At 72.2% G+C, this 19,588-nt stretch carries 16 protein-coding genes; 11 read left to right on the top strand and 5 right to left on the bottom strand.

Annotated features, from left to right (window positions below):
• The first annotated feature begins 61 nt into the window (after positions 1-61).
• The 4 genes from mtrB to hpf all read left to right on the top strand — a co-directional run bounded on the left by mtrB (position 62) and on the right by hpf (position 5,146).
• The gene (gene mtrB / locus GA0070618_RS04690) at positions 62-1,738 is read left to right on the top strand and encodes an MtrAB system histidine kinase MtrB (protein WP_088985285.1); all 1,677 of its coding nucleotides are present in this window, start codon (positions 62-64) and stop codon (positions 1,736-1,738) included.
• The gene (locus GA0070618_RS04685; RefSeq protein ID WP_088980531.1) at positions 1,735-3,567 is read left to right on the top strand and encodes an LpqB family beta-propeller domain-containing protein; all 1,833 of its coding nucleotides are present in this window, start codon (positions 1,735-1,737) and stop codon (positions 3,565-3,567) included. Before mtrB ends, GA0070618_RS04685 begins: the two co-directional genes overlap by 4 nt.
• A gap of 5 nt (positions 3,568-3,572) precedes the next feature.
• The gene (locus tag GA0070618_RS04680; RefSeq protein WP_088980530.1) at positions 3,573-4,277 is read left to right on the top strand and encodes a ComF family protein; all 705 of its coding nucleotides are present in this window, start codon (positions 3,573-3,575) and stop codon (positions 4,275-4,277) included.
• 242 nt (positions 4,278-4,519) lie between these two features.
• A complete protein-coding gene (hpf, locus tag GA0070618_RS04675; protein ID WP_088980529.1) occupies positions 4,520-5,146 on the top strand; it encodes a ribosome hibernation-promoting factor, HPF/YfiA family in 627 nt (208 codons plus the stop codon).
• 82 nt (positions 5,147-5,228) lie between these two features.
• Here hpf and GA0070618_RS04670 read toward each other — a convergent pair whose 3' ends face one another.
• Entirely contained in the window at positions 5,229-6,338 is a 1,110-nt protein-coding gene (locus tag GA0070618_RS04670; protein ID WP_088985284.1) for a GNAT family N-acetyltransferase, read from the bottom strand.
• 128 nt (positions 6,339-6,466) lie between these two features.
• A complete protein-coding gene (locus tag GA0070618_RS04665; protein WP_088980528.1) occupies positions 6,467-7,627 on the bottom strand; it encodes a GNAT family N-acetyltransferase in 1,161 nt (386 codons plus the stop codon).
• 169 nt (positions 7,628-7,796) lie between these two features.
• Here GA0070618_RS04665 and secA point away from each other — a divergent pair, with 169 nt between their 5' ends.
• Complete coding sequence (secA, locus tag GA0070618_RS04660) at positions 7,797-10,715, top strand: preprotein translocase subunit SecA (RefSeq protein ID WP_088980527.1); 2,919 nt, start codon at positions 7,797-7,799, stop codon at positions 10,713-10,715.
• Positions 10,716-10,823: 108 nt separating this feature from the next.
• On the opposite strand, the gene GA0070618_RS04655 is transcribed toward secA, so the two are convergent.
• Positions 10,824-11,420, bottom strand: coding sequence for an Rv3235 family protein (locus GA0070618_RS04655; RefSeq protein ID WP_088980526.1), 597 nt, complete (start codon positions 11,418-11,420; stop codon positions 10,824-10,826).
• 99 nt (positions 11,421-11,519) lie between these two features.
• Positions 11,520-11,750, bottom strand: a complete 231-nt coding sequence (locus GA0070618_RS04650) for a helix-turn-helix transcriptional regulator (RefSeq protein ID WP_088980525.1) — start codon at positions 11,748-11,750, stop codon at positions 11,520-11,522.
• Positions 11,751-11,928: 178 nt separating this feature from the next.
• Here GA0070618_RS04650 and GA0070618_RS04645 point away from each other — a divergent pair, with 178 nt between their 5' ends.
• A complete protein-coding gene (locus GA0070618_RS04645) occupies positions 11,929-12,438 on the top strand; it encodes a DUF6912 family protein (RefSeq protein ID WP_088985283.1) in 510 nt (169 codons plus the stop codon).
• Positions 12,439-12,516: 78 nt separating this feature from the next.
• On the opposite strand, the gene GA0070618_RS04640 is transcribed toward GA0070618_RS04645, so the two are convergent.
• The gene (locus GA0070618_RS04640; protein WP_088980524.1) at positions 12,517-13,530 is read right to left on the bottom strand and encodes a hypothetical protein; all 1,014 of its coding nucleotides are present in this window, start codon (positions 13,528-13,530) and stop codon (positions 12,517-12,519) included.
• Positions 13,531-13,897: 367 nt separating this feature from the next.
• Here GA0070618_RS04640 and pruA point away from each other — a divergent pair, with 367 nt between their 5' ends.
• The 5 genes from pruA (at position 13,898) to ftsX (ending at position 19,461) form a co-directional block, all read left to right on the top strand.
• On the top strand, positions 13,898-15,526 hold the full coding sequence (gene pruA, locus GA0070618_RS04635) for an L-glutamate gamma-semialdehyde dehydrogenase (protein WP_088980523.1): 1,629 nt from the start codon (positions 13,898-13,900) through the stop codon (positions 15,524-15,526).
• A gap of 319 nt (positions 15,527-15,845) precedes the next feature.
• Positions 15,846-16,364, top strand: a complete 519-nt coding sequence (locus GA0070618_RS04630; protein ID WP_088985282.1) for a PadR family transcriptional regulator — start codon at positions 15,846-15,848, stop codon at positions 16,362-16,364.
• Between the two features lie 190 nt (positions 16,365-16,554).
• On the top strand, positions 16,555-17,676 hold the full coding sequence (prfB, locus tag GA0070618_RS04625) for a peptide chain release factor 2 (RefSeq protein WP_088980522.1): 1,122 nt from the start codon (positions 16,555-16,557) through the stop codon (positions 17,674-17,676).
• A gap of 119 nt (positions 17,677-17,795) precedes the next feature.
• Entirely contained in the window at positions 17,796-18,476 is a 681-nt protein-coding gene (ftsE, locus tag GA0070618_RS04620; RefSeq protein WP_088980521.1) for a cell division ATP-binding protein FtsE, read from the top strand.
• A gap of 109 nt (positions 18,477-18,585) precedes the next feature.
• Positions 18,586-19,461: a permease-like cell division protein FtsX gene (gene ftsX, locus GA0070618_RS04615; protein ID WP_088980520.1), complete on the top strand. Its 876-nt coding sequence runs from the start codon at positions 18,586-18,588 to the stop codon at positions 19,459-19,461.
• Positions 19,462-19,588: the final 127 nt, after the last annotated feature.

Genomic DNA, 19,588 nt, shown 5'->3' with positions numbered 1-19,588 from the left:
CTTCACCGACCCGTCTTCCCGCACCCACCGGCTAGCCGCCGTGCGGGCTTTCTGGCACGCCCTGGTCGGATGGTCCGCCCGGCTCACCGCCGGGGTGCGGCAGACCTGGCGACGCTCCCTCCAGGTGCGTGTGGTGACCATCACACTCGTCGCCTCCAGCCTGCTGGTCGGCGGGTTCGCCTACCTGATCGCCGACAAGATCACCGGCATCCTGCTGGAGAACGCGCAGACCGACGTGCTGCTGCGGCTCACCAGCGGGCGGGAGTACTCCGAAAAGCAGTTCCGGGTGTTCAGCCAGCCGCAGGAGGCGAAGCTCCAGGAGACCCTGGACGGCACGGTCAACTACCTGGCCGGCGGGGGTGACCCGGCGCAGACCGGTGGGGTGGTGGTCGCCATCACCGCCGACCAGCACTCCGGCGTGCTCCAGTCGCGCACCTCGCTGGACGTGGACGTCCGGCCCCTGATCAGTCCGGAGCTGCGGGCCGCGGTCGCCGACGGCCAGGTCGCCCACCAGATCCGCACCGGAGAGCTGACCGGCGAACAGACCACCTACCTGGTGTACGGGTCACCCGTGCCGACCCGCTTCGGCCAGGTCGAGCTGTACTACTTCGTGCCGCTGACCCGCCAGGCCGAGACGGCCGGCGACGCGCGGGCCACGGTGGTCGCCACCGGGGCGGCGCTGGTGCTCCTGCTCGGGCTGCTGGCCGCCCTGGTGACCCGGCTGGTGGTCAGCCCGGTCCGGGCGGCGGCCCGGACCGCCCAGCGGCTCTCCGCCGGTCTGCTCGACCAGCGGATGACCGTCAACGGCGAGGACGACCTCGCCCTGCTCGCCGCCTCGTTCAACCAGATGGCGACCAACCTCCAGCGGCAGATCCTCCGGCTGGAGGAGATGTCCCGAATCCAGCGCCGGTTCACCTCCGACGTGTCGCACGAACTGCGCACCCCGTTGACCACGGTCCGGATGGCGGCCGACCTGATCTTCGCCGAGCGGGACGACTTCGACCCGGCGGTGGCCCGCAGCGCCGAGCTGCTCCAGGCCGAACTGGACCGGTTCGAGGAACTCCTCACCGACCTGCTGGAGATCAGTCGGTTCGACGCCGGGTTCGCGATGCTCGACGCCGAACCGACCGACCTGGTGCCGGTGGTGCAGCGGGTGGCCGCCCGGCTCGGCAGCCTCGCCGAGCGGGTCGGGGTGCCGCTGGAGCTGGACGTGCCGCCCGGCCCGGTGATCGCCGAGGTGGATCCGCGCCGGGTCGAGCGGGTGCTGCGCAACCTGGTCGGCAACGCGGTCGAGCACGGTGAGGGACGGCCGGTCCGGATCACCCTCGGCGTGGACGAGACCGCCGTGGCGGTGACCGTGCGCGACCATGGGGTGGGGTTGAAGCCGGGGGAGGAGAAGCTGGTGTTCAACCGGTTCTGGCGGGCCGACCCGTCCCGTGCCCGGCAGACCGGGGGGACCGGCCTCGGTCTCTCCATCAGCCTGGAGGACGCGCGGCTGCACGGCGGCTGGCTGGAGGCGTGGGGAGCGCCGGGGCAGGGTGCGCAGTTCCGGCTCACCCTGCCGGCCCGGGCGGGGGACCGGCTGACCACCTCGCCGCTGCGGCTGGTGCCCGCCGACGCCACACTGCCCTTCGGCGGCCCGCGCGACGGCGAGCTGCTGGCGATCGGTCCCGGGCCCGGCGGGGCGTTGGCGATCGGCCCGGCACGCGACGGCGAGCGGGCCGAGGTCGGCCCGTGAACCGCCGGGTGGTGGCGGTGCTGCTCTCCGGGGCGCTGCTGGCCGCCGGGACGACCGGCTGCGGCATCCCGCGCTTCTCCGAGGTGCGGGTGGACGGCCCGGGCCCGGTCGGGGAGGCCGGGTCGGTCAACGGCCGCAACCGCGAGCCACCGTCGCGCGGCGCCAGCGGCAGCGACTCCGCCGCGTTCGTCCGCAACTTCCTCGCCGCCGCTGCCGGTGAGCCGAACCGGGCGTACGAGCGCGTGGTGCAGTTCATCGCCCCGGAGGACCGCAACCGGATCCAGGCGAAGCAGGGCAGCGACTTCGCGGTGAACGTGGTCCGCCTGCTCGACGATCCGGTCACCACCGTGAACCCGCAGGGCACCACCGGTGAGGAGGCCACCTTCTCGGTCCGGGTCACCGTGCAGCAGGTCGGGCTGCTGCGGGCCAACGGCACGCTCGCGCCCCCGGTGGCGACCGAGGCCCAGTACCAGTTCGACCTGCGGGGCGCCGCGCCAGCCGGTTCCGGCGACGAGGACGCCGGCTACTACGTCGTGGACCCCCCGAGCACCCTGCTCCTCAGCGTCGAGGCGCTCCGCGAGTACTACCAGCCCTCGACGATCTACTTCTGGAACTCCGACCAGACCCGGCTCGTCCCGGACCAGCGGTACCTCCCCCTCGCGGTGCCCCGGGAACGCCGGGTCACCGAGGCGGTCGGCTGGCTCACCGACGGGCCGTCGGAATGGCTGGCCCCGACCGTCACCCGACTGCCCGACGGCGCTCAACTGATCAACAACGCCACCGAGACCGACGGCCGGTGGGAGATCGACATCGCCATGTCGGGCGAGGACGGGACCAAACTCGACCGGCTCGTCACCCAGCTCGCCTGGTCGCTGCCGGACATCGACGGCCCGCTGGAGTTGAAGGTCCGCAACCAGACCCGCCGCACGATCCCCAGCGCCGCCGAGCACCGGCGCACCCACCCGGTGTACCAGGTCCGGCTGGATCCGCAGCGGTTCTGCGTCTACGAGGGAGCGGTGCGTCCGCTGGCGTTCCTGGGCGAGGTGAGCGGTACCGACCCGGTCGCCCCGGCGGACAACCGCAACGTCGTCTCCGCCGGGCTCAGCCGGGCCGGGGAGCAGATCCTCGCCGCGCTCGTGGTGACCGACGACCGACGTCAGCGGCTCGCGGTGGGCAGCGGGGCGGCTCCGGTACGGGTCGCCGCCCGTAGTGCCGCTCCGTACACCTCGATCGGTCGACCGGTGTGGCTGAAGACCCCGGACGTCCGGAACGCGCACGGGCTGGTGGTCGCCGACGGCGAGCTCTACCGCTTCGACACCCACGCCCAGCTCACCCCGGTGCCGCTGCTCGTGCCCGGCCCGGTCACCGCGGTCGCCGCCGCGCTGGACGGGCACCGGATCGCGCTGGTCGTCGACGGCCGGCTGTACGTGGCGGCGGTCAGCGTGGACGGCGACGGCGTCACCGTCGGGCCGACCCGGCAGGTGCCCACGTCACTGACCGCGCTCACCGCGGTGGACTGGGCCGGGGAGTCCCGGCTGGTCCTGGCCGGCGCGCAGGGGCAGCCGGCGGTCTTCGAGGTCAGCGTGGACGGGGCCGGCACCGAGGTCGCGCTCCGGACCGACCTCGGCGCGAAGGTCACCCACCTGGCGACCTATCCGGACAACCCGGTCGTCCCGTTCACCCGCAGCCCGGTGATGTACGAGGCGAACCGGGTGACGTGGGCCGGGCCGCCGCTGACCCAGGTCCTGCGCGAGCAGGTCCAGGGCGTCGGCCCGGCGGACGCCGACGCCCGGCCGGGCAGCCCGACCGCCCCCTTCTTCCTCTACTGATCCGCATGCCGGGTGGCCTCTGGGCGGATCTCGCCGACCTGGTGCTGCCGGTGGAGTGCGCCGGCTGCCGGGCCCGGCGGACCCCGCTGCGGCACGGCGTCTGCGCCGGCTGCGTGGCCACGCTGGGCGCGCTGCGGCCCACTCCGGTACGCCCCGACCCCGCCCCGGCCGGCCTGCCGCCCTGCGTCGCCCTCGGCGCGTACGACGGGGTGCTGCGGGAGGCGCTGCTGGCGTACAAGGAACGGGGCCGGCACGGCCTGGCCCGGCCGCTGGGCGGGTTGCTGGCCGAGGTGGTGGCGGCGGCGGTCGGCGAGGTGCGGCCGGTGCTGCTGGTGCCGGTGCCGGACACGGCCGCGGCGGCGCGTGCCCGCTACGGCGACCACCTCGGACGGCTGGCCCGGCACGCCGCGACCCGGCTGCGCGCGGCGGGCTGGCCGGTGCGGGTGCGGCGGCCGGTGCGGGCCCTGCCCCGACCGGACTCGGTGGGGCTGGACAGCGCCGGCCGGGCGGCGGCTGCCGCCTCGGCGTTCCGGCTACGGGCGTGGCCTCCCGTCGGCCCGGTCGACGCGGCCGGCGCCGTGGTGGTGCTCGACGACATCCTCACCACGGGGGCCACCCTGGCGGCGGTCGGGAGGGTGCTCGGCGCGGCCGGACTGTCGCCCACGGTGGCGGCGGTGCTCGGGGCGACCCGGAAACGCCAATCTCGGTAACTCTCCGTTGTTCCGTTTCACCCCTTGGTGACCGAGCTGTGAAATTCTCTGGTCTGCCACGACAACCGGGGGTGACTGGTTGGCGAGGAGGAGTTAGCGTTTCCGTGTCGGGGGTAGGAGGGGTGCCATCCACCGCTCCCGGCGTGGAAGGAGGCGTAGCCGTACCAACCGGTCGACGCCGCAGGGATGCCCCCAGGGTCGGCCGGAGCCAGATCGAAGACCATCCGATCAAGGGAGGTCACGTGGACATCGTGGTCAAGGGCCGTAACGTCGAAGTGCCGGACCATTACCGGGTACACGTAGCAGAGAAACTCGCCAAGATCGAGCGTTACGACCACAAGCTCATCCGGGTCGACGTCGAGTTGTTCCACGAGCGCAACCCGCGCCAGGCGGACCACTGCCAGCGCGTCGAGATCACCTGCGTGTCACGCGGGCCGGTGATGCGGGCGGAAGCCTGCACCAACGACTTCTACAGCGCGCTCGACGCCGCCATAGCCAAGTTGGACACCCGGTTCCGCCGGGCGGCCGACCGCCGTCGGGTCCACCGGGGACGGCACGCGCCGATCTCCGTCGCCGCCGCCACAGCCGGCCTGCCGGTCGCCGACCTCGGTGAGCCCACGTTCTCCACCGGCGCGTCCACCACCGCCACCGCGGTCGCCGAACGGGACGAGGAGCCCGACGACCAGCCCTGGCACATCGCGCGCGAGAAGGTGCACCCCGCCCAGCCGATGACCGTCGACGACGCCCTGTTCCAGATGGAACTCGTCGGCCACGACTTCTACCTGTTCCACAACAAGGAGTCGGGTCGGCCCTGCGTGGTCTACCGTCGCCACGCCTACGACTACGGCCTCATCTCCCTCGACATCTGAGTCGCCCGCCGGTGGGGGTCGCGCACGCGCGACCCCCACCCCGCTTCCCGTGCCGGCCAGGATGTCGCGCCGTGCCCCGGCGTCAGGTGCGCTCGCCGGGAAGGAACGCGTAGATCACCGAGTCGACGCGGGTGCCGTCCGGGCCGGGCAGCCGATCGCGCTGGACCCCCTCCCGGCGGAAGCCGACCTTCTCCAGCACCCGCTGCGGCGCCAGGTTGTCCGGCCGGCAGCCGGCCCACAGCCGGGCGACGCCCACCGTGTCGAAGGCCCAGTCGGCGAGCAGGCGCACCCCCCGGGTGAGCAGGCCACGACCCCGCCACTCGGGCAGCATGCTCGCGCCGAGCATGGCCTGACCGGTGAGCGGCTCGTCGTACCGCAGGGCCATCCCGCCGCCCGCCTCGCCGCTGGCCACGTCGACCACGACCAGGTCCGCCACGGTGCCGATCAGCCAGCTGCTCGCCGCCCTCCGGCACCGCTGCTCGACCTCGGGCCGGGACGGGGGCTCGGGCGGCACCCGGTTCGCCACCACCTCGGGCAGGGTGTGCAGGCGGAACATCAGGTCGACGTCGTCCGGGCCGGTCGGGCGCAGGGCGACCACGCCGTCGGTGAGCCCGCCGGGCGGCAGGTCCGGCAGGAGCCGGGGCGCCGGTCCGGGCGGGTCGTCGGCGAGGCGCACCCAGGCGATCAGGTCGTACCGGCCCCCGCCGTGTCGCGGGGCGGCGGCCCGGCGTACCCCCTCGTGCCGGAAGCCGGCGGCCAGCGCGACCCGCTGGCTGGCGACGTTGTCCCCGTCGGTGAGCAGTTCCAGCCGCTCCAGGCCGTTGGCGAAGGCGTGCCGGGCCAGCGTCCGGGTGGCGGCGGTGGCCACGCCCCGGCCCCGGGCCCACGGCGCGACCCAGTACCCGATCTCCGCCTGCTGGCGGATCGACACCAACCGGTCGACGCCCACCGCGCCGAGGAGCCGGTCGGAGTCCGGGTCGGTGACGGCGTACGCCGCCCCGCCGCCGGCAGCGACGGCCGGGGCGGTCTCGGTGATCCAGCGGCGGGCGTCCGCCTCGGTGTACGGGCTGGGCAGCCCGCTGAGGAAGCGCCGGACGAGCGGATCGTTGCAGGCGGCCACCAGATCCGCGACGTCGGTGTCCCGGTACGGCCGCAGCCGTACCCCGTCGCCCTCGATCTCCCCGTGTTCCATCTCGTCCCCGTTCCTGCTCGGTTCCTGGCTGCTGTCCGTTCCCGGCCGGCGGCGCGGTTCCACCGGCCGGGCCACGCTGTCCGGGTGGTCCCGCCGGCCGGGTGGCGCGTCGGGCCCGTCGGTGAGGCTCACCGGCCGGCCTGGTCGCCGGGGAGCAACGCGCCGACCCATGCGTCGGCGCGGGTGCCCCGGTAGGCGATGGCCGCCCGGGAGTCGCCCTCCATCCGGAAGCCGGCCTTTTCGGCGGCCCGCCGGGAGGCGGTGTTGCCGATGTTGGCCCGCCACTCGACCCGGCCCAGTCCGAGGGTGGTGAACCCCCAGGTGGACACCGCCGCCAGGGCGGCCGGCAGGTAGCCCCGGCCCCGCGCGTGCGGTGCGGTCAGGAAACCGACGTCGGCCAGCCCCGGGTCCACCGGGGAGATGCGCAGGTCGACGTTGGCCACGTACGCGTCGTCGGGGTCCGCGACGGTGAAGCAGGCGGCCCGCCCGTCCGCCCAGGTCGACCGGTGGTAGGCGAGGTACGCCTCGGCGTCCGAGCGCTGGTACGGGTCGGGCACGCTGGTCCAGCGGACCGTCTCCGGGTCCCGGCAGGTGGTGACGAGGGCGTCCAGGTCCCGCTCGTCCATCGCCCGCAGCCGCAACTCGGTCGGGCCGACGGTGGCGAACAGCTCGGGGTGCGGCCGGCCGAAGACCGCCGCGCGGCGGGCCACCAGGGTGCCCGGCCCGGCCGGGCCGGTGGCGCCGGGCTCGGGCACCTCTCCGGGCAGCAGCGAGCCGATCCAGCCGTCCGCGGGGCCCTCGGGGGGTGGTGCGGCCAGCCGGAGCCGGCCCTCGATTCGGAAGCCGGCGCGCAGCGCGGCCAGCCGGGAGGCGTGGTTGCCCAGCCCGGCCTGCCAGATGATCCGGCGCAGCTCCAGCCGGTCGAACGCCCACCGGGCCACCGCCCGGGCCGCCCGCGCGGCGAGGTTGCGCCCCCGGGCCCACGGGGCGGTCCAGTAGCCGATCTCACCGGAGCGCAGCCCACGGTCGACGCTCACCAGACCGCAGGAGCCGAGCAGCTCGCCGCTGCCGGCGTCGCAGACGGCGAAGGTCGCCGAGGTGCCGTCGGCCCAACCCCGGGGAGCGAGGTCGGTCACGAAACCCGTGGCGTGCTCCGGCAGGTAAGGCCGGGGTACCGTGGTCCAGCGCTGGATGTCCGGGTCCTGGCAGGCCCGGTGCACGTCGTCGGCGTCGGCGGGGCGCCACGGGCGTAGCAGCAGGCCGTCCTCGATGATCTCCACAGGCTCCACGGAGCCATCGTGCCCGACCGTTCGCGCTGGGCGTAACCGCATATCCCCGTGCCACGGCCGTGACGCGCGTCTTATGCCGGTTTCCGTGGACCTCACGTACGCCACCAGTGACCATTGGGCCGGTGGAGCGCCTACGATGGTTCGAGACTGTCTAGGGGAGCGTTGATCCGTGTCGATTCTGGAAAAGGTCCTTCGCGCCGGCGAGGGCCGCATGGTGCGCCGGTTGAAGGCCATCGCCAACGCCGTCAGCTCGATCGAGGACGAGTACGTCAACCTCACCGACGACGAACTGCGCGGCATGACCGACCACTTCAAGGAGCGGATCGCCGACGGGGAGTCCCTCGACGACCTGCTGCCCGAGGCGTTCGCGGTGTGCCGGGAGGCGGCGGCCCGAGTGCTCGGTCAGCGGCCGTACGACGTCCAGGTGATGGGTGGCGCGGCGCTGCACTTCGGCAACATCGCCGAGATGAAGACCGGTGAGGGCAAGACCCTGACCTCGGTCATGCCGGTCTACCTCAACGCCCTCTCCGGCAAGGGCGTGCACGTGGTCACCGTCAACGACTACCTCGCCCAGCGTGACGCCGAGTGGATGGGGCGGGTGCACGAGTTCCTCGGCCTGACCGTCGGCGTGGTGCTGCCGAACCGGCCGGCGTCCGAGCACCGGGCCGCGTACGAGTGCGACATCACCTACGGCACCAACAACGAGTTCGGGTTCGACTACCTCCGCGACAACATGGCCTGGTCCAAGGACGACCTGGTCCAGCGCGGCCACAACTTCGCCGTGGTCGACGAGGTCGACTCGATCCTGATCGACGAGGCCCGGACCCCGCTGATCATCTCCGGCCCGGCCGAGCACTCCGCCCGGTGGTACCAGGAATTCGCCACGGTGGTGGCCCGCCTCCAGGCCGGCAAGGACGGCGAGGGCGACTACGAGGTCGACTACGCCAAGCGCACCATCGCGGTCACCGAGCGCGGCGTGGCCAAGGTCGAGGACCGGCTCGGCATCGACAACCTGTACGAGTCGGTGAACACCCCGCTGGTCGGCTACCTCAACAACGCGATCAAGGCCAAGGAGCTCTACAAGCGCGACAAGGACTACATCGTCAACGACGGTGAGGTCATGATCGTCGACGAGTTCACCGGCCGCATCCTGCACGGCCGCCGGTACAACGAGGGCATGCACCAGGCGATCGAGGCCAAGGAGGGGGTGGAGATCAAGCAGGAGAACCAGACCCTGGCCACGATCACCCTCCAGAACTACTTCCGCCTCTACACCCGGCTCTCCGGCATGACCGGTACGGCGCAGACCGAGGCGGGCGAGTTCAACAAGGTCTACAAGGTCGGCGTCGTGAGCATCCCGACGCACCGGCCGATGGTCCGCCAGGACCGCCCCGACGTGATCTACAAGACCGAGAAGGCCAAGTTCAACGCGGTGGTGGAGGACATCGCCGAGCGGCACGAGGCCGGTCAGCCGGTGCTGGTCGGCACGGTGTCGGTGGAGAACTCCGAGATCCTCTCCACGCTGCTGCGGCGACGGGGCATCCCGCACGCGGTGCTGAACGCGAAGTTCCACGCCCGGGAGGCGGAGATCGTCGCCCAGGCCGGCCGGAAGGGCGCGGTCACCGTCGCCACCAACATGGCCGGCCGTGGTACGGACATCCTGCTCGGCGGCAACCCCGAGTTCCTCGCCGCCTCCGAGCTGCGCCAGCGCGGCCTCGACCCGGCCGAGGACCCGGAGGAGTACGCCAAGGCGCTGGAGGAGATCCTGCCCAAGTGGAAGCAGGCCTGCGAGGCGGAGGCCGAGGAGGTCGGCGCCGCCGGTGGCCTCTACGTGCTGGGCACCGAGCGGCACGAGTCCCGCCGGATCGACGACCAGCTGCGCGGTCGGTCCGGCCGACAGGGCGACCCGGGTGAGTCGCGCTTCTACCTCTCGCTCCAGGACGAGCTGATGAAGCGGTTCCGGGCCGGTGCGGTCGAGGCGGTGATGGAGCGCTTCAACATCCCGGAGGACGTGCCCATCGAGTCGAAGATGGTGACCCGCCAGATCAAGAGCGCCCAGGCCCAGATCGAGGGCCAGAACGCCGAGATCCGCAAGAACGTCCTCAAGTACGACGAGGTCATGAACAAGCAGCGGCAGGTGGTCTACGCCGAGCGGCTGCGCGTGCTCAACGGGGAGGACCTCTCCGACCAGGTGCGCAACATGATCGACGACGTCGTCGGGGCGTACGTCGTGGGGGCCACCAGCGAGGGGTACGCCGAGGACTGGGACCTCGAACAGCTCTGGACGAACCTCAAGCAGCTCTACCCGGTCGGCGTGACCATCGAGGAGCTGGAGGAGGAGGCCGGCGGCTCGCGGGCCGCCTTCGACCAGGACTTCCTGGTGAGCCGGCTCAAGGAGGACGCGCACGCGGCGTACGACCGCCGTGAGGAGACCCTCGGCGAGGAGGCGGTACGACAGCTGGAGCGGATGGTCCTGCTCCAGGTGATCGACCGTAAGTGGCGTGAGCACCTCTACGAGATGGACTACCTCCAGGAGGGCATCAGCCTGCGGGCGTACGCCCAGCGCGACCCGGTGGTCGAGTACCAGCGCGAGGGCTTCGACATGTTCGCCACCATGATGGACGGCATCAAGGAGGAGACGGTCGGCTTCCTCTACAACCTGGAGGTCCAGGTCGAGGAGCCCACGCCGGAACCGGAGCAGGTGCAGCTGCTGGAGAAGCCGGTCGAGATCCGGGCCAAGGGCCTCAACCGGGCCCCGCAGCAGCAGGGCCTCCAGTACTCCGCGCCGACCATCGACGGAGAGGCCGGCGCGGGTGCGGTGACCGTGGAACGGCCGGAGGAGCAGCCCGCCGAGCCGCCGCGCCAGTCCGCCCCGGCGCTCGGTGTCGGTGGACCCGCTCCGCAGCGTCCCGCGTCGTCCCGTCCGTCGCCCGGCCTGCGCGGGCCGGCCGCCCCGAACCCGGGTGCCCGCCGGGCGCCCACCGGCCAGGCCGAGGGGGGCAACGGGCCGTCCCGGAACGCGCCCTGCCCGTGCGGCTCCGGCCGGAAGTACAAGCGCTGCCACGGCGCGCCCAACGGCGGCAACTGACCGACGAGCACGCCCGACGAGGGGCGCCCACCGTACGCGGTGGGCGCCCCTCGCGGCGTTCCGGCCACCGCGCGACCGGCGGCGGCCGGAACGTTCTCCGGGTTCGGCTCAGAGGATCTGGAGGACCACGCAGATCCAGCCCGGCCCGCGACGTTCCAGGCGTACCGCCATCGCCCAGCTCCGTCCGTTCGGGGCGGCCAGCACGGCGGCGGCCTCGATCGCCGCCGGCTGCGGCTGGCACACCCGGAGACGGCGCAGCCGCACCATGGGGCGGGTCGCCCGGCGCCGGACCGGCCCGAGCCGGGAAGTGGCCAGGGCCAGCTGTTCCAGCACGGCGACCGTGCGCAACGGGTCGGTGAGCGGCCGGAGCTGGCCCGGTGGCCGGTAGCCGTTGACGACCTCCAGGCAGGTGCCGACGAAGCGGTGCGCCGCCCGGGTGGCCTCCGGGGTGGCCGTGGCGGGCGGCCCGACGGCGGGAGCGGCCGGCCGGGGCGGGCGCGGCGCGGTGGGGCGGCGAGCGGGGTGTCCGACGGGGCGGCCCCGGCCGGGGCGACCGGCGTCGACCAGGTCGAGGGCGAGTTGGGCGGCGGACGGACGGGGCCAGAGATCGGCGAGCTGATCGTCGGCGAACGGCGGGTCGAGCGGCGGCGCGGGTCGCAACCGGACCGGGGGACGGGACGGCACCGGACCGCAGGAGTCGACCATCGGATCCCCCGATTCCTTCGTTTGCCTACGTTTGCCTTCGACAGACTTCATCTTCTGGCATGGAGCGGCTACGGTCAATGTCCTTCGGTGACCGGACGGCTACTCGGCGGTGTCGCGTTCGTTGAGCGGGTTGGAGCGCACCCACTCGGCGGTCTCGGCGTACTTGCGCTGGATGTACTCCTCCAGCCTGGCGCGTTCCACCCGCCACTGCCCCCGGCCGCCGATCTTGATGGCGGGCAGCTCGCCACTACGGACCATGTGGTAGACCTGCGAGTCGGTGACGTTGAGCTCGGCCGCCACGTCGGACAGCAGCAGGAACCTCGGTTCCATGTCAGACCCCTCGCGTTGACGGCGTTTGCCTCAGTTTGCCACCGGTGAGGTCCCGGGCGCACCGGGCCGCGCGGGGATGCCTTTCCGCCGGTCGCCCCCGGTGTACTACGGTCACGGCGTCCGGTGCGGCCGGCGTCCCGGCCGGCGGACCGGCCGGGCCTCGAGCGGGGAGAACAGCGTGACCGACGACCGTGTCCGGGTGTACGTGCCGGCGACCGTACCGATGCTGACCCGGCTGCGCGAGGAGGGACTGCCGGCCGGCGCGGTGCACGCGGTCACGCCCGGCCTGCGCGAGTGGTACGCCGAGGGCGACGAGGAGGAACTGGAGTACGTCGCCTTCACCCGGGCCGCCCAGGACGCGCTGCGACTGCTGCACGACGATCCGTCCGCGCCCCGTCGGCGCGTGGTGGTCTCGGTGGACGTGCCGGCCGGGGCGCTGGGCCGGCCCGACGGCGAGCTGGGCTCCAGCGCCGTCCAGCTGGCCCGGCCCGTCGCGCTGGAGGCGGTGGCCGCCCTGCACGTCGACGGGGAGGAGGCGGTCGCGGACGTGACCGCCGCCGTGGCGGTCGTCGACCGGGCACTCGCCGGTGACGAGGACGCCCAGTTCACGGTCGACGGCGTGGAGGACCACGAACTGGAGTGGTACGACCCCTCCGAGCTGGACGTGCTGCTGCGTACCGTCTCCTGAGCGCCGGCCGGCCACCTGACGGACCTCGACGCGGCCGCCGGCGGCGTCGGTCGAGCCCCCGGTCGAGCCCTCGGTCGGTCAGTCGTCGGCCGGGTCGGTGCCGTCCTCGTCGTCGGCCGGGGCCGGGCCGAGCGTACGGCCGAACGCGATCATCGCGGTGAGCGCGCCCACGAAGAGCACCCAGATGCCGTTGTCGAGCCGGGAGGTGCCCAGGGTGGTCTGGGCCACCGCGTCCGCCTCGCTGAGCGCGGCGGCCAGGTCGAGCAGCGCGCGTCCGCCGATCCGGATGATCACTTCGGTGAGCAACAGCAGCAGGCCGGCCCCGGCACCGGCCAGCAGGTACGCCGGCCACCGGTCGGCCGGGGCGTCCGGATCCCGCCGCAGCGACCGGCGCCGGGCCAGGTGGAGGTAGCCGAAGGCGACCAGGCCGGCCACCAGCCCGGCGAGCAGGGACTCGGTGCGGGAGACCCACCGGGCCGCCCCGAACATGGCCTCCTGGGTGCCGCCGCCACCGTAGAGCTCGAAAAGCGGGTCGCGGACCCGACTGAACACCACCACGAAGACCAGGACGGCGAGGGCGGCGGCGACCATGGCCCCGACCACCCTGGCGTTGCGGGCGCCGGCCAGCGCGCCACCGACGACGGCGGCTGCGGCGGTGGTGCCGGCGATCACGTTCGTGGTCGCGTTGTCAGCGTAGAAGAGGTTGATCGCCACAGCGGTGAGCAGCCCGACGAGCAGGCCGACCCCGGTGGCCGTGACGAAGCGGAGGGTGGCCCGGTCGACGCCCCGGCGGGCCAGCAGGTTGGTCACCGCGAGCGCCGTCCCACCACCGGCGACCAGGGCCGCCGAGATCACCCCGGGCAACGCGTACGCGGAGAGGCTGACCGCCGTGACACCGGCCTGCGCGGAGGTGATCGCGGCCCGGGTGGACCAGAGCATGGCGGTCAGCCAGCCGAGCGCGAGCAGCGCGAGGACGACGGCCGCCGGGGCGGGCGCCGGTGCCCCCGCCGGGACGCCGGTCTCCCCGGTCGACGGGCCGTCGACCGGCTGGTCCGGGTCCGCGGCCGTCGAGCTGCCGGACTGCTGGGTCATCGTCTCCCCTTCGACGCGAACGCGCGCCAGCCCCGCCTCCGACGGGTACGGGCATGGTCTCCGCCGGGTACGGGAAGGTGGCGAGCGGGGTCACCGGCTCCCCAGGGTACGCGCCCGCCCGGCCCGCCCGGCCCGGGTGTGAGCAGGGGTCCCCTGTTACCGCTTTCTGCCGAGCAGGGGTCCCCTGCAACCAACCACCCCGTCGGGTGGGACGCGACCGCGCTAGGTGGGCGGATGCGGCCGTGGGAGAATCCCGGCAGGTCCCGTCGCCGCGATCCGGTGAGGCGCCACGCCCGGTGGCCGGCCTGTCCGGTCGGCGGCTGCGGGTCCGGTTTCGCCACCGCCGTCGAGATCGCCAGGAGCTGTGATGGACGCCGTGTTCTCCGTACCCGAACCGCGTAACGAGCCGGTACGCGCCTACGAGCCGGGCAGTGCCGACCGGGAGCGGCTCGGCCGGCGGCTCGCCGAGCTGGCCGCCGAGCGGCTGGACCTGACCATGACCGTCGCCGGTGAGCAGCGGATGGCCGGCGGCGAGCGGATCGACGTGGTGCAGCCGCACCGGCACGCGCACGTGCTCGGGGTCACCGCGCACGCCGACCACGCCGACGCGCGGGCGGCGGTCAAGGCCGCGCTGGACGCGGCTCCGATGTGGCGGGCGTTGCCGTTCGAGGAGCGGGCGGCGATCTTCCTGCGCGCGGCCGAGCTGCTCGCCGGCCCGTGGCGGGACACGCTGAACGCCGCCACCATGCTCGGCCAGTCGAAGACGGCGATCCAGGCGGAGATCGACTCGGCCTGCGAGTTCGTGGACTTCCTCCGGTTCAACGTGCACTTCGCGCGGAGGTTGCTGGAGGAGCAGCCGCTGTCGTCGCCCGGGGTGTGGAACCGGTTCGACCACCGCCCGCTGGAGGGCTTCGTCTACGCGATCACCCCGTTCAACTTCACCGCGATCGCCGGCAACCTGCCCTCGGCGCCGGCGCTGCTCGGCAACACCGTGGTGTGGAAGCCCGCGCCGACCCAGCAGTTCGCGGCGCACTTCACCATGCGCCTGTTCGAGGCGGCGGGCCTGCCTCCCGGTGTGATCAACATGGTCACCGGCCGGGGCGAGGAGGTGTCCGAGGTGGTGCTCGCCGACCCCGACCTGGCCGGCATCCACTTCACCGGTTCGACGAAGGTGTTCCAGCACCTCTGGCGGACCGTCGGGGAGAACATCGCCCGGTACCGGGGCTACCCGCGCCTGGTCGGCGAGACCGGCGGCAAGGACTTCGTGGTGGCGCACTCCAGCGCCGACGTGGACGCGCTGCACACCGCGCTGATCCGGGGCGCCTACGAGTACCAGGGACAGAAGTGTTCGGCGGCGTCGCGGGCGTACGTTCCCCGTTCCATCTGGGAGGGCGGGCTGCGGGACCGGCTGGCCGCCACCGCCGAGTCGCTGACCTACGGCGACGTGACCGACTTCTCGAACTTCGGCGGCGCGGTGATCGACTCGAAGGCGTTCGACCGGCACACCGCCGCGCTGGAGCTGATCTCCTCTGACGACAGTTGCCGGGTGCTGGCCGGCGGCACCGCCGACGACTCGGTGGGCTGGTTCGTCCGGCCGACCCTGTTCGAGTGCACCGACGGCACGCACGAGACGTTCACCACCGAGTACTTCGGTCCCATCCTCGGCGTGCACGTCTTCGACGACGCCCGTTTCGACGACGTGGTCGCCCAGGCCGAGTCGGTGGCCCCGTACGCGCTGACCGGGTCGGTCTTCGCGACGGACCGCCGGGTGGTGGAGGCGGTGGCGGAGCGGATGCGGTACGCGGCCGGCAACTTCTACGTCAACGACAAGCCCACCGGCGCGGTGGTCGGGCAGCAGCCGTTCGGCGGGGCCCGGGCCAGCGGCACCAACGACAAGGCCGGCTCCTGGCACAACCTGGTCCGCTGGATGTCACCGCGCACCATCAAGGAGACCTTCGTCCCACCGACGGATCACACCTACCCGCACATGGGCTGAGGTCGTCCGGGCGCATCGCGTCCGGACGGCGTCGTCCCGATGGGCCCCGTTCCGCCGTCGATCGGCGGGGCGGGGCCCTCGGCGTGCCGTCGGACTGACCCGTCGAGGCAGAATCTGGGCGAAAACAGACAGGCGGCCAGTTGCATCCTGTACCCTGCGTAACCAGATGATCATATAGGTAGGCGTTCTCCAGGCCCTCGAACGCATCGATCATCCTCAACGGACTGTCGTCCTCCGACAGTGCACATAGGAAGTCACAGGGCGTGCTGATTGCGTCAAATCCTGGACGCCAGGTCAGCAAAGTGGCAGCGTAATGGGCATGGCGGATTCCGGAATCAACCCCACAGCGGCGGCCCTGCTCGGGCTGCTCCACGAGGGTCCCATGACAGGCGGCCAACTGATGGCCGCCGCCGAGCGCCGGCTGGCGCCCTACTGGTCGATGACCCGCAGTCAGGTCTACCGAGAGTTGCCGGTACTGGCCGAGCGCGGACTCGTACGGATGGGCAAGCCCGGTCCACGCTCCAGCCAGCCGTACGCGATCACCCCGTCCGGGAAGCGGACGTTCTCCCGCTGGCTGGCGGAGGGACCGGGCAAGGACACCATCCGCAACCCGGTCGCGTTGCGGATCGCCTTCGGCGAACTGCACTCGGCGACCCAGTTGCGCAACCTCTACACCTCGGCGAACGAATACCACGCCGAGGCGCTGGCGCACGTCCGTGAACAGGTGCGCAACGCCAAGAAGGAGGGTGCATCCTTCGACGCGAGCGCCCTGGAGTTCGCGGTCGCCTACCACAAGGCTGCCCTGACCTGGCTGAAGAACGCCCCGGTCCCCGGCTGAGCGCCGATCCGCCGCCGGGCCCGCCCGCGGACCGTGGGGCCGTACCAGCCCGCTGACCACCCGCACGACGCCACCAGGCACCCGGATCGGGGGCCGGCGACGCCCGCCGCGCCCCTCGCCGGGCAGCTTTCCGCTCCGACGGCGGGGCTCGCCGGCCCGTCGCCTGCTCCCGCCGGTACGCTTGGCTGTCGTGACCGCTGCCGATTACGCCGAACAGCTCAAGGAACTCGACGCGACCCTGCGCAACATCGAGGCCGTCCTCAACCTCGACCGGCTGCACGAGGACAAGGCCCGGCTCGAGCAGGCGGCCTCCGCGCCGGACCTGTGGGACGACCAGGCCCGCGCCCAGCAGGTGACCTCGCAGCTGTCGTACGTCAACGGCGAGATCAGCAAGCTGGGCAGCCTGCGGTCCCGGCTCGACGACGCCCGTGTCCTGCTGGAGCTGGCCGAGGCCGAGTCGGACTCGGGTGTGCTCGGTGAGGTGGAGACCGAGATCGCCGGGCTGGGCAAGGCCATCCAGGAGATGGAGGTCCGCACCCTGCTCTCCGGGGAGTACGACTCCCGGGAGGCGCTGGTGGCGATCCGGGCCGGGGCCGGCGGCGTGGACGCGGCGGACTTCGCCGAGATGCTGCTGCGGATGTACCTGCGCTGGGCCGAGCGGCACGGCTACCCGACCGAGGTCTACGAGACCTCGTACGCGGAGGAGGCCGGGCTGAAGTCGGCGACCTTCGCGGTGAAGGTCCCGTACGCGTTCGGCACCCTCAGCGTCGAGTCCGGCACCCACCGGCTGGTCCGGATCAGCCCCTTCGACAACCAGGGGCGGCGGCAGACCAGCTTCGCCGGGGTCGAGGTGCTGCCGGTGGTGGAGCAGACCGACCACATCGACATCCCCGAGAACGAGATGCGGATCGACGTCTACCGGTCCTCCGGGCCGGGCGGCCAGAGCGTCAACACCACCGACTCGGCGGTCCGGATCACCCACATCCCGACCGGCATCGTGGTCACCTGCCAGAACGAGAAGTCCCAGCTCCAGAACAAGGCGTCCGCGATGCGGGTGCTCCAGGCCCGGCTGCTGGAGCGCAAGCGTCAGGAGGAGCAGGCCAAGATGGAGGGGCTGAAGACCGACGCCGCCGGCTCGTGGGGCGACCAGATGCGCTCGTACGTCCTGCACCCGTATCAGATGGTGAAGGATCTGCGTACCGAGCACGAGACGGGCAACCCGACCTCGGTCTTCGACGGTGAGCTGGACGCCTTCATCGAGGCGGGGGTCCGGTGGCGGAAGCAGCAGCAGCTCGCCGCTGACGGTGCGTGATCGATTCCGGGCGCAGCGCGTTGATCGATTGTCGCGTAACCTACTAAATCGATGACTCCGGACGTGTCGGCGGGGCGTGGGGAACGCCCCGCCCGTCACACGGCGTAGACTCCCTCTCCGTGATTCAGCTTGAGCAAGTGACGAAGACGTACCCGAAGGCGTCCCGCCCGTCGCTCGACAACGTGTCGGTCTCGATCGAGAAGGGCGAGTTCGTCTTCTTCATCGGCCCTTCCGGCTCCGGCAAGTCCACCATCATCAAGCTTCTGCTGCACGAGGTCAGCCCGAACAAGGGGCGGGTCATCGTGAACAGCAAGGACGTCACGTCGATGCGGTCCTGGAAGCGGCCCCAGTTCCGGCGCTCCATCGGCTGTGTGTTCCAGGACTTCCGGTTGCTGCCCAACCGCACGGCGTACGAGAACGTGGCGTTCGCCCTCGAGGTGATCGGCAAGACCAAGGCGGTCGCCCGCCGGGTCGTGCCCGAGGTGCTGGAACTGGTCGGCCTCGGTGGCAAGGAGCACCGGTACCCGCACGAGCTCTCCGGTGGTGAGCAGCAGCGGGTGGCGGTGGCCCGGGCGTTCGTGAACCGGCCGCTGATCCTGCTGGCGGACGAGCCGACCGGAAACCTCGACCCGGACACCTCCATCGAGATCATGCGCCTGCTGGACCGGATCAACCGCACCGGCACCACGGTCGTGATGGTCACGCACGACTCCAACATCGTCAACCAGATGCGCCGCCGGGTCGTCGAGATCGAGAGCGGGCGCATCGTGCGGGACCAGGCCCGCGGCGTCTACGGCTGAGCCTGCCGGCCCGCCGCCCCCAGGCGGGCCTGCGGCTCGCCGCCCCGGTACGGGGCCCTGCGGCCCGATCTGACGACGAACACTTGCCGGAGACCCGGAGGAATACCCGATGCGCGTTAAATACGTCCTGTCCGAGGTGCTGGTCGGACTGTGGCGCAACGTGACCATGACCATTGCCATGATCATCACGATGGCGGTGTCCCTGACCATGCTCGGCGCCAGCGGTCTGATGTACCGCCAGGTCTCCGACATGAAGGAGCTCTACTACGAGAACATCGAGGTGTCGATCTTCCTCAAGACCGACGTCCCCGCCGAGGCGCGTGACGCGCTCCAGGTCAAGCTGGACGGCGACCCGTTGGTCGAGGACGTCGTCTACGTCGACAAGGACGAGGCGTACCAGCGCTTCCAGCAGATGTTCCAGGACGCACCGGACCTGGTCGGCGCCGTCCAGGCGGACGTGCTGCCCGAGTCGTTCCGGCTCAAGCTGACCAATCCGCAGGAGTACCGGTCGATCTACGACCAGTACAAGGACGACGCGGCGGTCGACGAGATCGTCGACCAGAGCGCACTGCTCGACAAGATCTTCAACATCCTGACCGCGATCCAGAACATCGCGCTCGCCGCCGCCGCCGTGATGGCCATCGCGGCCCTGCTCCTGGTCGCCAACACGATCCAGGTCGCCGCGTACAGCAAGCGGCGTGAGGTCGCGGTCATGAAGCTGGTCGGTGCCTCCAACTGGTTCATCCAGGCGCCGTTCGTGCTGGAGGCCGTGGTCGCCGGTCTGATCGGCTCACTACTCGGCCTGCTCGCCCTGGTCGGCGCCAAACAGTTCCTCTTCGACGGGTCGTTGCAGTCCCTCCAGGGCCTGCTCTCCCCGGTCAGTTGGGGCGACATCCTGATCATGTTCCCGCTGATGGCCGGCGTGGGCGGCCTGGTCAGCGCGGTCACCGCCTGGGTCACGCTCCGCTTCTACCTGCGGGTCTAGTCACTCCTGCGGGTCACCTCCGGGCGATGAGGACCCTCCGGCACCGGGAACAAATGGTGCCGGAGGGTCCTTTCCGTTCAGGTAGCATGCGGGCTGTCCGCCGGGTCGATCACGAAAGGGGTGTGGG

This window comes from Micromonospora echinospora (genome assembly GCF_900091495.1).
GTDB lineage: Bacteria > Actinomycetota > Actinomycetes > Mycobacteriales > Micromonosporaceae > Micromonospora > Micromonospora echinospora.
Note: the sequence above shows the minus strand (reverse complement) of the source record. Positions and strands in the feature narration are given on the sequence as shown.

Bases quoted from the DNA above. Each gene is read 5' to 3' on its own strand.
- ftsX (WP_088980520.1), top strand. From the start codon at position 18,586: ATGCGCGTTAAATACGTCCTGTCCGAGGTGCTGGTCGGACTGTGGCGC.
- GA0070618_RS04670 (WP_088985284.1), bottom strand. From the start codon at position 6,338: ATGGAACACGGGGAGATCGAGGGCGACGGGGTACGGCTGCGGCCGTAC.
- GA0070618_RS04680 (WP_088980530.1), top strand. From the start codon at position 3,573: ATGCCGGGTGGCCTCTGGGCGGATCTCGCCGACCTGGTGCTGCCGGTG.
- GA0070618_RS04655 (WP_088980526.1), bottom strand. From the start codon at position 11,420: ATGGTCGACTCCTGCGGTCCGGTGCCGTCCCGTCCCCCGGTCCGGTTG.
- pruA (WP_088980523.1), top strand. From the start codon at position 13,898: ATGGACGCCGTGTTCTCCGTACCCGAACCGCGTAACGAGCCGGTACGC.
- GA0070618_RS04650 (WP_088980525.1), bottom strand. From the start codon at position 11,750: ATGGAACCGAGGTTCCTGCTGCTGTCCGACGTGGCGGCCGAGCTCAAC.
- GA0070618_RS04630 (WP_088985282.1), top strand. From the start codon at position 15,846: ATGGCGGATTCCGGAATCAACCCCACAGCGGCGGCCCTGCTCGGGCTG.
- GA0070618_RS04640 (WP_088980524.1), bottom strand. From the start codon at position 13,530: ATGACCCAGCAGTCCGGCAGCTCGACGGCCGCGGACCCGGACCAGCCG.